Consider the following 11,286-nt stretch of genomic DNA (forward strand, 5'->3'; position numbering starts at 1 on the left):
CGGGGCGGACGGCGCGAAACGGGGAACGACGGGGCGAGAACGGGGAACCGCGGGGGCGCGAACGGGGCGCGGGCCGCGGTGACGGGGACGCACGGGGGCGAGGGGACAGGGACACGTTCAGCGGGGGTGTCTCCTGATGCTGATGTGGGCATGAGTGACGTTGTCCCGCGTCTTGACGCGATCGAACGCCTTTCCCTAGCGTAGTTGGGCAGGTGCTTGAATCGTTTCACGACGTTTCACGGCCTTCACGGCGGCGGTGTGGGCACTGTCCTGACCGCGATCAACCGAGCTCGGTGCGGAGCGACATGACCGGAGATCACGACGTCCCCCTGCTCAGGCTCGCCGCCGTGACCAAGGCATTCGGCCCGGTCGTCGCCGTGTCGGGAGTGACGCTGGAACTGCGCCCCGGCGAGGTGCACGCGCTCGTCGGCGAGAACGGCGCCGGCAAGTCCACGATCGTCAAACTGCTCTCCGGAGTGCACCAGCCCGACTCCGGACGCGTCGAACTCGACGGCCGCCCGGCCCCGTTGGCCAGCCCCGCGGCCGCCCAGACGGCCGGCATCGCCGTCATCTACCAGGAGCCGACGCTCTTCCCCGACCTGTCGGTCGCGGAGAACATCTTCATGGGCCGTCAGCCGACCGGCCGCCTGGCCCGGATCGACCGGCCCGCCATGTACGACGCCGCGGCCCGCCTCTTCGCGCGGCTCGGCGTCCACCTCGACCCGCGCCGCCCGGCCCGCGGCCTGTCCATCGCCGACCAGCAACTCGTCGAGATCGCCAAGGCGCTGTCCTTCGAGGCCCGGGTGCTGGTGATGGACGAGCCGACCGCGGCGCTCTCCGGCGTCGAGGTGCAGCGGCTCTTCTCGGTGGTCAGGGCGCTGCGCGCGTCCGGCGCCGCGGTGCTCTTCATCTCCCACCGCTTCGACGAGATCTTCGCGCTCTGCCAACGGATCACCGTGCTCCGCGACGGCCGGCTGGTCTCCACCGACCTCGCCGCCGACCTGGACGAGGAGAGCCTGGTGCGGCGCATCGTGGGCCGCGAGGTCTCCGCGCTCTTCCCCCGCCAGGACACCGACCCCGGCGAGGTCGCGCTGCGGGTCCGCGGCCTGGGCCGGCTCGGCGCCTTCCAGGACGTGGACCTCGACGTCCGGCGCGGCGAGATCGTCGCCCTGGCCGGACTCGTCGGCGCCGGCCGCAGCGAGGTGGTGCGCGCCGTCTTCGGCATCGACCGCTACGACGAGGGCCGGGTGTGGGTCAACGGCGAACCACTCACCCCCGGTTCGCCGGCCGCGGCCATGGCCGCCGGGCTCGCCCTGGTGCCCGAGGACCGGCGCCAGCAGGGCCTGGTGATGGAGATGTCCGTGGAGCGCAACACCACGCTCACCCGGCTGCGCTCGCTCACCCGCCTCGGCCTGCTCTCCCGCCGCGCGGAACGCGCCGCGGCCCGCTCCTGGGCCGAACGCCTCCAGGTCAGGTACGGCGGGCTCGCCGACCCGGTGGCCACCCTGTCGGGCGGCAACCAGCAGAAGATCGTGCTGGCCAAGTGGCTGGCCACCGGGCCCAGCGTGCTGATCGTCGACGAGCCCACCCGCGGCATCGACATCGGCACCAAGGCCGAGGTGCACCGCATCATGTCCGAACTCGCCGCACAGGGACTCGCGGTGCTGATGGTGTCCTCCGAACTCCCCGAGGTGCTCGGCATGGCCGACCGAGTACTCGTCATGCGCGAGGGCCGCGTCGTCGCGACCCTCCCCCGCACGGAGGCCACGGAGGAGTCGGTGATGCGACCCGCCTCCGGCGTGGGGACCGGACTGGCGACGGCGGGGGCGGCGCCGGGCGGTCGCTCGACGTCCGCACGCGGCGACGAGGGCGGGGACGAGGGCGGAGGCGTGGTGCGGGCGTCGCGGAAGGACACGCAGGAGTCCGGCGGAAGGAACGGCGGATGACCGACCCACGACCAGACAACGCGGACCGCCCCCCGGCGACACCCCCCACGGGGCCGGAGGCCCCGAGCGGCGCTGGGCGCGGAGCGGCGGGCGGCGTCAACCCGCGGCAGGCGGCAAGCGCGCTGCGGCGGTTGGCCGGGGTGCGGGAGCTGGGGATCCTGCTGGCGCTCGCGCTGCTGGTGGCGGTGACGGCCAGTTCGAACGCCAACTTCCTGTCCGAGCAGAGCATCCGCGACGTGCTGCTCAGCGCGGCCATCCTGATGGTGCTGGCCGTCGGCCAGACCGTGGTCATCGTGACCCGCAACATCGACCTGTCGGTGGGCTCGGTGCTCGGCCTGACCGCGTTCGCCACCGGCAAGCTCTTCGTCGCCGCGCCCGACGCGCCGATCGTGCTCGCCGTGCTCGCCGGCGTCGGCATCGGCGCGCTGTGCGGCATCGTCAACGGGGCGCTGATCGCCGCCGCCCGGGTGCCGGCCCTGGTGATCACCCTCGGCACGCTCTACGTGTTCCGCGGCGTGGACCACTCCTGGGCCTCCGGCCAGCAGATCAACGCGGCCGACATGCCCGGCTCGTTCCTGCGGCTCGGCACCAGGACGCTGCTCGGCGTCCCGGTGCTGGCGCTGCTCGCGGTCCTCGTGCTGCTGGTCGTCGCCGGCTACCTGCACTCCTACCGCAGCGGCCGCGAGCTGTACGCCATCGGCTCCGAGCCGGCCGCCGCGCGGCTGTCCGGCATTCCCGTCGGGCGGCGCGTCTTCGGCGCGTTCGTGGTCAGCGGCGCGCTGGCCGGTCTGGCCGGCGTGATGTACGCGGCCCGGTTCGGCACGGTGGACGCCACGGTCGGGTCCGGCATGGAGCTCCAGGTGGTCGCCGCGGCCGTGGTCGGCGGCGTGGCCATCTTCGGCGGCAGCGGCACCGCGTACGGCGCGGCGCTGGGCGCGTTGCTGCTGTCCACGATCGACAGCTCGCTCGCCGTGCTCCGGGTGAACCCGTTCTGGCAGCAGGCCGTGGTCGGCGGGCTGATCCTGGCGGCGATCGGCCTGGACCGGGTGCTCGCCCTGCGGGCGGCCCGCGCCGCCCGGGCCTCCCTGGCCGCGCGCACCGCACGCGGCCCGGCTCCGCCGGGCCAGCGGGGACCGGCCGGTGAGCCAGCCGGCTCGTCCAGCCCGCCGGGGCCGCCGCCCGAACCGGCGGCGGACTCGACGCTGACCGACACCGCGACCGACACCGTGACGGGGCCGCCGGGCCGCGGTCCCGATCCCGGTCCGACGACGGGAAGGAGCACGCCCCGTGGCGCATGACTCGCTCTACGCACAGCCGCAGGCGCCGCAGCCCTCGCCGGCCGGCGGGCCGCGCGCCGGCGCCGGCAAGGCGCCCGTGCCGGCCCGGCTCGCCCCGCTGCTGCGCTGGGACTCGGCCGTGGTGGTCGCCCTGCTGCTCGTCGTGCTGGGCTCCGCGCTCCTCGTCGACGGCTTCGCGGCCAGCCAGAACATCCGGTTCCTGCTGCTGGACGCCGTGGCCATCGCACTGATCGCGCTGCCGATGACGCTGGTGATCGTCACCGGCGAGATCGACCTGTCCGTGGCGAGCACGCTCGGCCTGTGCAGCGCGGTGATGGGGCACCTGTGGATGGAAGGGCTGGCGCTGGAGCTGATCGTCCCGCTGGTCGTCCTGCTCGGCGCGGTGCTCGGCGCGGTCAACGGGCTGTTCGTCACCGCGTTCGGCCTGCCCTCCCTCGCCGTCACCATCGGCACGCTGGCCGCCTACCGCGGCCTGGCGTTCGTCGTGCTCGGCGACGAGGCCGTGGCGGACTTCCCGTTCGACTGGACCGACGCCGCCACCGGCACCGTGCTGGGCGACGTGCTGCCCACCGTCGCCGTGCTGACGCTGGTGCTCGCGGTCGGCTTCGGCGTCGTCCTGCACCGCACCCCGTTCGGCCGCTCCCTCTACGCGATCGGCAACAACGCCGAGGCCGCGCGCTTCACCGGACTCCCCGTGGCGCGCAGGAAGTTCTGGCTCTTCGTGGCGTCCGGCGCGGTCGCCGCGCTGGCCGGCGTCTACTGGACGCTGCGCTACGCCAGCGCCCGCGCCGACAACGGCGAGGGTCTCGAACTCGCCGTGGTGGCCGCCGTTCTGCTCGGCGGCGTGTCCATCTTCGGCGGCCGCGGCACGTTGCCCGGCGTGCTCGCGGGGGTGCTGCTGCTCGGCACGCTGCGCAACGCGCTCCAGCTGGCCGACGTGCAGGCCCAGACCCTCGACATCGTGACCGGGTCCCTGCTGATCGCCTCGGTGGTGGTGCCCAACGCCGTCACCATGACCCGCGCCCGGCTCCGCGCCCGGCGCGCGGGCGCCCGCCCGAACGACCTGAGCCTGAACGACCGGAAGGAGTAGTCCGATGCGCAGTGTGCGCACTCGCACGGCGAGGGGGCGCGTGGCCGCCGCCGCGTTGCTGACCGCGCTGACCGTCCTCACCAGCGCCGCCTGCTCGGGGACCACCCGGGACGACAACGACGAGGGGGGCGGCGGCCCGGAGCAGCAGCCCACCGGTGAGGCCGATCCGGACGCCCCGATCGAGCAGGACCTGGACGTCGCGTTCCTCCCCAAGCAGGTCAACAACCCGTACTTCACGGTCGCGGACGGCGGCGGGGAGGACGCGGTCGCCGAGTTCGACGGCAACTACAAGGAGGTCGGGCCCTCAGAGGCCAGCGCCTCCTCGCAGGTCAGCTACATCAACACGCTCTCCCAGCAGCAGACCGACGTCATCGTCACCGCGGCCAACGATCCGAACGCCGTGTGCGGCGCGCTCAACACGGCGCGCGACGCCGGGGCGACGGTGGTCACGTTCGACTCCGACACGGACCCGAGCTGCCGCGACCTCTTCGTCAACCAGGCGACCGCGGAGAGCATCGCGCAGACCCAGATCGAGCTGATCGCCGAGCAGATCGGCGGTTCGGGACAGATCGCCATCCTCTCCGCCACGCCCAACGCCACGAACCAGAACGCCTGGATCGACCTGATGCGGCAGGAGCTGGAGAAGGATGAGTACGCGGACATCGAGCTGGTGACCGTCGCGTACGGCAACGACGACGACCAGAAGTCGTTCCAGGAGACCCAGGGCCTGCTGCGCTCGTACCCGGACCTGGCGGGCATCATCTCGCCCACCACGGTCGGCCTGGCCGCCGCCGCCCGCTACCTCTCGGGCTCCTCGTACCAGGGGGACGTCGCGCTGACCGGGCTCGGCACCCCGAACCAGATGCGGGAGTTCGTGAACGACGGCACGGTGGAGGCGTTCGCGCTCTGGGACCCGGCGCAGCTCGGCTACCTGGCCGCGTACGCGGGCGCGGCGCTGGCCTCCGGCCAGATCACGGGCGCCGAGGGCCAGACCTTCACGGCCGGCGACCTGGGCGAGTACACCATCGAGGCCGACGGCGAGATCGTGCTGGGCCCGCCGACCGTCTTCGACACCGGGAACATCGGGGACTACGACTTCTGAGAATCCGGGTACGCGGGTGCCATGAGTGAACGTCCAGGACTCCGACTCGCGGCCGTCACGCTCAACGCCCCGGACGCGGCCGCGTTGGCCCGCTTCTACGCCCGGCTCCTCGGCTGGGAGATCACCACCGAGGAGCCGGGCTGGGCCGAACTGCGCCACCCGGCGGGCGGCGTCGGGCTCTCCTTCCACGTCGAGCCCGACCACACCCCGCCGGTCTGGCCGCCGGGTCCCGGCGACCAGCAGACGCAGTCCCATCTCGACGTGTCGGTCGACGACCTGGACGCCGCCGTCGCCCACGCCACCAGCTGCGGCGCCACCGTCTCCGCCCACCAACCCCAACCCCACGTCCGCGTCTGCCTCGACCCGGCCGGCCACCCGTTCTGCCTCTACCTCGACGACTAGCCGGCGGCCCGCCGGCCGCCGCGCGCCGGGGAACGAGAAAAGGTGTGGCCCGGGCAGCGGCCGCTCGGTACGGTCGCGGCACACGACCATGCGATCCGACGGGTGAGGAGCGACACCGTGTCCGCCGTCCCCGTGGACCGCGAGAGCGGACGATCCAGGGCCCTTTTGCTCGTCCTGTGCGGCACGATCTTCCTCGAGGGCAGCGACGTCGCGATGTTGGCCGTGGCCGTCCCCACCATCCGCGCCGACCTCGGCCTCTCCACGGGCACCGCGGCGTGGGTGATGAGTGGCTACGTGCTCGGCTACGCCGGTTTCACCCTGCTCGGCGGCCGCGCCGCCGATCTGCTGGGCAGGCGACGGATGTTCCTCGTCTGGCTGGGCGTCTTCCTGGTCTTCTCCATACTGGGCGGCTTCGCGACCGACGGCTGGATGCTGGTGGTGGCCCGGTTCGTCACCGGTGTGGCGGCGGCCTTCATGACCCCCGCCGCCATGTCGATCATCACCACCTCGTATCCGGAGGGGCCGCGGCGGGACAGGGCCCTGCTGGTCTTCGCCGGCGTCGGCGCCGGCGGTTTCACGCTGGGGCTCGTCATCGGCGGGCTGCTGACCGAACTCGGCTGGCGCTGGGTGTTCTTCGCCCCGGTGTTCCTGGCCGGTGCCCTCCTGCTCGCGGCGCTCAGGCTGGTGCCGGCCGAGGTCCGCCCCGAGCGGGCCCCAGGCGGTTTCGACGTGGTCGGCGCGGCCAGCGCCGCTTCCGCGATGCTGCTGCTCGCCTACGGCATCGTCCGGCTGGAGCACGGGGGCGAGGGCCTCGGGCTGACCCTCGGCGCGCTCGCCGCCGGGCTGGCGCTGGTGGTGGCGTTCGTCCTGGTCGAGCGGCGGGTCAGGGCGCCGCTGGTCCGGCTGGGGATCTTCCGCAGGGCCGCGATGGTGCGGGCCGACGTCGGCGCGCTGCTCTTTCTGGGCGCGTTCTTCGGCTTCCAGTTCATCGTCACGCTCTACCTGCAGGAGCTGCGCGGCTGGTCCTCGCTGCGGACCGCGATCGCGCTGGTCGCCATGGGCTGCGACGTCGTGCTCGCACCCACCCTCACCCCGCGGCTGGTGCACCGCTACGGCAACGGCCGGGTGATCTTCGGCGGCTTCCTGCTGGCGATCGTGTCCTACGGTCTCTTCCTGCCCGTGGGGATGGACTGGTCGTACGCGGCGATGTTCCCCAGTCTGGTCATCGCGGGCGTCGCCTTCGCCCTCGCCTACGGTCCGCTCACCATCGCGGCGACCGACAGCGTGGCGGAGGAGGAACAGGGCCTGGCCGGTGGGCTGCTGTACACGTTCACCCAGTTCGGTTCGGCGGTCGGGATCTCCGCGGTGACCGCGGTGTACGGGATCGCCGCGGCCGACGCCGACGGCTCACCGGGCGCGGTGCTGGACGCCTATCGCACGGCGCTCGTCGTCCCGGTGGTCATGGTGCTGCTGGGCGCGGCGGTCTCCGCCTTCGGCCTGCGCGACACCGGGCGGCCCGGCGGCCGGCTGAGGGGTGCGGCGCCCGTGGCCCGCCACGAGGTCGGCGACGGCGTTCCGGGGTGAGGCGGAGGCATCGACCGGGCCTCGCTCAGCCGCCGCGGGGGGCGAACATGATGAGGGCCATGCCGGCGAGGCAGACGGTCGCGCCGAGGAGGTCGTAGCGGTCGGGGCGGTAGCCGTCGGCGATCATGCCCCAGGCGATCGAGCCGGCGACGAAGACGCCGCCGTAGGCGGCGAGGACGCGGCCGAAGTGGGCGTCGGGCTGGAGGGTGGCCGCGAAGCCGTAGAGGCCCAGGGCGATCACCCCGGCGCCGACCCAGATCCAGCCCCGGTGCTCGCGGACGCCCTGCCAGACCAGCCAGGCGCCGCCGATCTCGAACAGCGCGGCGAGGACGAACAGGGCGACGGAACGGGCAACGAACACGGCGGTTCCTTCTGGTCCTGGGGGAGCGGAGGGGGCGGTCGGGCGGCGGGTGAGGTGATCGGGACGAACGCCTCGGCCGGCGTGCCCACCCGGCCGACCGTAGTGCGTGCCCGCGGCGGGTTGGGGGTGTGCCGGCAGACACGAACTCGTTGAGCGCCGCCGGCGTTGGTGCGCGCCCCGCCCGGGACCCCGGGCGGGGCCGCGCACGAGGCCGGCTAGGACCGCGCCCGCAGGGCGGCGATCAGCCATTCGAACGCGGGCACCTGGGAGGGGAACGGCGGCCAGCCGTTGAGCACGCCCAGCAGCCGCCAGTACCGCTCCACCCTGCGGTCGGTGAAGGTGGCCAGCCGGTCCGCCAGTCGGGCGCGTTCCGCCGGGTCGAGGTCGGGGTCGACGATCCGGTGCAGGATCTCCCCGGCCGCCGCCGACTCGGGGGCGACGCCCTCCTGCACGGCCCGGCCGCCGTGCTCCGTGACCTTCGCCGGGTCGGGCGCGGGCTCCTCCGGCTGCCGCTCGCCGTGCGCCCCGGCGACGGCCATCTCCCGGGCCCGTGCCCGGAAGTCCGGGTCGCTGACCAGTTCGGCCAGCTCCATCCAGGCGTCCACCTGCTCGGGTGTCGGGTCGGCGGGCAGCTGCGCCGGCATGGTGCGCATGCCCTGGGCGATGTGCGCGCCGGGGGCGTCGGGGTCGATGCCGTCGAAGGTCTCCTGGACGAAGTCGTCGATGATCCGCCGCCGCTCGTCGGCGGACATCCGGGCCAGCTCGTGCATCACTCTCATCTCCTCGGTCGTACTGCCCTGACGAGCGACCCGGTCCAGCACCGCGCGCCGCACCCGCAGCGTGTGCAGCTCGGCGTCCAGCGCCCGCACGTGGGCGCGGGCCACGTCGCCGACCGTCAGTTGCCGGTCCAGCACCGCGCGCACCGTGGGAAGGTCGAGGCCCAGCTCGCGCAGGGTGCGGACCAGCTCGACCCGGGCGGCGGCCTCGACGTCGTAGAGTCGGAAGCCGCCCACCGAGCGGCCGGTCGGCGGGACGACGCCGCTGTCGGACCAGAAGCGGATCGTGCGCACCGGGATACCGGTGCGCCGGGCCAGCTCGCCGATGGTCAGCGTCTCGGGGTGGTCGCTCACGGGGTCCACTCTCATCCCTCCAGCCGCTGGAGAGACCAGCCCTTTTTCCGTGCCGGGAGCGTCCGGTTCCGACAGCGTTCCGACAGCGTGACCGGATGGATCAGCCGCGTCTCGGGCTGGGCTGGGCGGTTAGGACTGGCGGAGGAAGAGGCCCGGGTAGTCGACGACCAGGCCGTCCTCGTCGACCGAGATGGTGGCCGTGAACTCGGCGCTGGGCTGCTCGAAGTGCCAGACGTTACCGGTGAGCCGGGTGTAGATCTGCCGCTCGCGGGTCGTCGTCAGGTCCGGGGCGTCGACGTAGACGACCTCGATGATCGCGGACTCGCCCGTGGCGAGCCCGAGGCGCCGGATGGGCAGCGTGTTGGTGAACGGGGTGGCGCGGAAGTCCACGTCGACGCATCCGTCGAGATGGGGGAGGGCGGTGCCGTCGCCGTCCGTCCAGCCGCCCTCGCCGTCGGCGCGCAGCTCCAGATGGGCGCCGGTCCGGCGTTCGTCGACGACCAGATGGCGCACGGCCCAGTGCGCGTCGCAGGCCAGCGCGTAGTCGGCGTCCCAGGCGGTGCCCAGCGCGGTGTCCTCGCCCGTCACGGTGGACCGCACGCGCACGCCCGCGCCGGAGGGCTCATGCGTGAGCTCCAGCTCCTCCGTGCCCTCGCCGTCTACTGCCCGCCACACCCGATGGACCGTCACGTGCGCACCCTAACACTCCGATAAGAGGACAAAGCGGTTCCCGCTCGTTTCCGGATGCGCCTGTTCTCGGTACGCGTCAGCGTTTTCCGGTCGTTCGTTCGGTGGTCCCTTGTCCGCGCGTGACGCGACGTGTGACGGTTGCGGCGAGCGATGAGGGACCAGGGAAGGGGAGCCCGATGGGGAGAAGGACCACTTTCGTGGCGGCCGTGGTGGCCGCCACTCTCGCGGGGGGCATGACGAGCGGTGCGGCGGCGGACGAGCCGCTGCTGCCGGATCCGGACCACCCGGGTGTGATCGTCTACACCCCCGTGCGGACGGGGGACGGCGGGTACGTGTCGTTCGTGGGGGGCAACTGGCCGGTCACCCTCACGGTCGCCTGCACGGACGACGGATCCGTGGACGTCACGTTCACCCAGTTCGACGTGGTCCTCGCGGACTTCACCGTCGAGTGTCCGGCCGACGCGGTCGGCATCGGCGCGGAGGTGATCCCCGAGGAGGAGCTCGACTTCGGCACCATCGTTGTCGCCGTCGACGCCTCGTCGGAAACGATCCGCTGGCAGTCGCATCTGACCGATCCCGACGTGTGACGACGAACCCGCCGGGCCCCCGCCCGCCGCGCGTCGCCCCCGCGGTACGGGACCTCACCAACTGACCCCGGGGCGGGCCCGGCGGGGGTCAGTCCGGGAGGGCGCGGGCGCACGCCGCGGCCACGTGGACGTCCTGGTCGGCGGTGCCGCCGGAGACGCCGACCGCGCCGAGGACGTGGCCGGTCGCCGGGTCGGTGAGCGGCAGGCCGCCGCCGGGTGCGACGGGCGTGCCGCGGAGACGGTCCCTAGGGCGGAGGCGGGGCGGCCGCGCTCCGGTGCCGGTTGGCGGGTCCACGTCCCGGGAGAGGGCTGGTGTCCCGGCCGCCACGGGCGTTGTCGGCGTTCTGTGGGGAGTGGCCAGAGATGGCTGCGGTCGAAACCCCGACGGCTTCCGGTGACGTCTTCGTCACTCAGAGGTCGCATCGATGACGGCCGCGAGTTCCGGGGGAGTTGAGAGACGGTGGCGAAAGGCGAGTCGGGAGTGATCACGGCCGCGGTCATCACCACGGTCGGGGGGATCCTCACCGCGCTGGTGATGGTGTACCTGCCGGACTGGGCGGGTGCCGACCCGGGGGAGTCGCCGGGGGAGTCGGAGGAGCCGGGCGGGACGCCGGGGGCCGAGCAGCCCCTGGACCCCTCCGGGGATCCTGAGGACGAGGTGAGGGACGAGACGGGGAGCAAGGCCGGGGAACCCTGGATGTACCACTGGGTCTACGAGGACGGCAGCGGCATGACGCTGTGCGGCGACGAGTTCGCGCCGGGCGAGGTGGATCTCTTCTGGGTCGCCTTCGACGCGACGGACACCGAGGTGTTCCGGACGCCGTTCGCGCTGGACCGGGCCGTCCAGGCCGACGCCGAGGGCCGGTTCACCCAGGTGGGGCAGCGCGTGCCGGAGGACCTGCCGGACGGCACCGCCTACCTGCGGGTCCGGGGCGAGGGCGCGGGCGGCGACGCCGCGTGGACGATCGACGAACTGGTCTACACGGCCGAGGGCGGGGTCGACATGGCGGCGACGGACCTCACCCTGAGCGAGGGGAACGACGGGCAGACCTGCCCGACGACCTGGCCGTGAGGGCCTCGGCCCGGACCGGTGGAG

General features: G+C 73.4%; 12 protein-coding genes. 8 read left to right on the forward strand and 4 right to left on the reverse strand.

The window, feature by feature from the left end:
* The first annotated feature begins 305 nt into the window (after positions 1 to 305).
* The 6 genes from ABGB06_RS01595 (at position 306) to ABGB06_RS01620 (ending at position 7,422) form a co-directional block, all read left to right on the forward strand.
* Positions 306 to 1,946, forward strand: a complete 1,641-nt coding sequence (locus ABGB06_RS01595) for a sugar ABC transporter ATP-binding protein (RefSeq protein WP_347584757.1) — start codon at positions 306 to 308, stop codon at positions 1,944 to 1,946.
* Positions 1,943 to 3,244, forward strand: coding sequence for an ABC transporter permease (locus ABGB06_RS01600; protein WP_347584758.1), 1,302 nt, complete (start codon positions 1,943 to 1,945; stop codon positions 3,242 to 3,244). Before ABGB06_RS01595 ends, ABGB06_RS01600 begins: the two co-directional genes overlap by 4 nt.
* Positions 3,234 to 4,334, forward strand: a complete 1,101-nt coding sequence (locus ABGB06_RS01605; RefSeq protein ID WP_347584759.1) for an ABC transporter permease — start codon at positions 3,234 to 3,236, stop codon at positions 4,332 to 4,334. Before ABGB06_RS01600 ends, ABGB06_RS01605 begins: the two co-directional genes overlap by 11 nt.
* 4 nt (positions 4,335 to 4,338) lie before the next feature.
* Positions 4,339 to 5,436, forward strand: coding sequence for a rhamnose ABC transporter substrate-binding protein (gene rhaS, locus ABGB06_RS01610; RefSeq protein WP_347584761.1), 1,098 nt, complete (start codon positions 4,339 to 4,341; stop codon positions 5,434 to 5,436).
* Between the two features lie 21 nt (positions 5,437 to 5,457).
* Positions 5,458 to 5,838 carry a VOC family protein gene (locus tag ABGB06_RS01615; RefSeq protein WP_347584762.1) on the forward strand — a complete coding sequence of 127 codons (381 nt, stop codon included), beginning with the start codon at positions 5,458 to 5,460 and terminating at the stop codon, positions 5,836 to 5,838.
* Positions 5,839 to 5,955: 117 nt separating this feature from the next.
* Positions 5,956 to 7,422: an MFS transporter gene (locus tag ABGB06_RS01620; protein ID WP_347584763.1), complete on the forward strand. Its 1,467-nt coding sequence runs from the start codon at positions 5,956 to 5,958 to the stop codon at positions 7,420 to 7,422.
* A 25-nt stretch (positions 7,423 to 7,447) separates the two neighbouring features.
* On the opposite strand, the gene ABGB06_RS01625 is transcribed toward ABGB06_RS01620, so the two are convergent.
* The 3 genes from ABGB06_RS01625 to ABGB06_RS01635 form a co-directional block, all read right to left on the reverse strand.
* Complete coding sequence (locus ABGB06_RS01625; RefSeq protein ID WP_347584764.1) at positions 7,448 to 7,783, reverse strand: YnfA family protein; 336 nt, start codon at positions 7,781 to 7,783, stop codon at positions 7,448 to 7,450.
* 215 nt (positions 7,784 to 7,998) lie between these two features.
* Positions 7,999 to 8,913 carry a MerR family transcriptional regulator gene (locus ABGB06_RS01630; RefSeq protein ID WP_347584765.1) on the reverse strand — a complete coding sequence of 305 codons (915 nt, stop codon included), beginning with the start codon at positions 8,911 to 8,913 and terminating at the stop codon, positions 7,999 to 8,001.
* Between the two features lie 129 nt (positions 8,914 to 9,042).
* The gene (locus tag ABGB06_RS01635) at positions 9,043 to 9,603 is read right to left on the reverse strand and encodes a putative glycolipid-binding domain-containing protein (RefSeq protein WP_347584766.1); all 561 of its coding nucleotides are present in this window, start codon (positions 9,601 to 9,603) and stop codon (positions 9,043 to 9,045) included.
* Positions 9,604 to 9,836: 233 nt separating this feature from the next.
* Between ABGB06_RS01635 and ABGB06_RS01640 the strand changes: the two genes are divergently transcribed.
* Positions 9,837 to 10,190 carry a hypothetical protein gene (locus tag ABGB06_RS01640; RefSeq protein ID WP_347584768.1) on the forward strand — a complete coding sequence of 118 codons (354 nt, stop codon included), beginning with the start codon at positions 9,837 to 9,839 and terminating at the stop codon, positions 10,188 to 10,190.
* Positions 10,191 to 10,278: 88 nt separating this feature from the next.
* Here ABGB06_RS01640 and ABGB06_RS01645 read toward each other — a convergent pair whose 3' ends face one another.
* Positions 10,279 to 10,485 carry a heme-binding protein gene (locus ABGB06_RS01645; RefSeq protein WP_347584769.1) on the reverse strand — a complete coding sequence of 69 codons (207 nt, stop codon included), beginning with the start codon at positions 10,483 to 10,485 and terminating at the stop codon, positions 10,279 to 10,281.
* A gap of 165 nt (positions 10,486 to 10,650) precedes the next feature.
* On the opposite strand from ABGB06_RS01645, the gene ABGB06_RS01650 reads away from it, so the two are divergent.
* Positions 10,651 to 11,262 carry a hypothetical protein gene (locus ABGB06_RS01650; protein ID WP_347584770.1) on the forward strand — a complete coding sequence of 204 codons (612 nt, stop codon included), beginning with the start codon at positions 10,651 to 10,653 and terminating at the stop codon, positions 11,260 to 11,262.
* The last annotated feature ends 24 nt before the right edge of the window (positions 11,263 to 11,286 follow it).

The organism is Streptomyces sp. B6B3 (genome assembly GCF_039871525.1).
Classification (GTDB): Bacteria; Actinomycetota; Actinomycetes; order Streptomycetales; family Streptomycetaceae; genus Streptomyces.

Excerpts from the sequence above, each read along its gene's own strand:
- ABGB06_RS01595 (WP_347584757.1), top strand. The coding sequence starts at position 306 with ATGACCGGAGATCACGACGTCCCCCTGCTCAGGCTCGCCGCCGTGACC.
- ABGB06_RS01600 (WP_347584758.1), top strand. The coding sequence starts at position 1,943 with ATGACCGACCCACGACCAGACAACGCGGACCGCCCCCCGGCGACACCC.
- rhaS (WP_347584761.1), top strand. The coding sequence starts at position 4,339 with ATGCGCAGTGTGCGCACTCGCACGGCGAGGGGGCGCGTGGCCGCCGCC.
- ABGB06_RS01615 (WP_347584762.1), top strand. The coding sequence starts at position 5,458 with ATGAGTGAACGTCCAGGACTCCGACTCGCGGCCGTCACGCTCAACGCC.
- ABGB06_RS01640 (WP_347584768.1), top strand. The coding sequence starts at position 9,837 with ATGACGAGCGGTGCGGCGGCGGACGAGCCGCTGCTGCCGGATCCGGAC.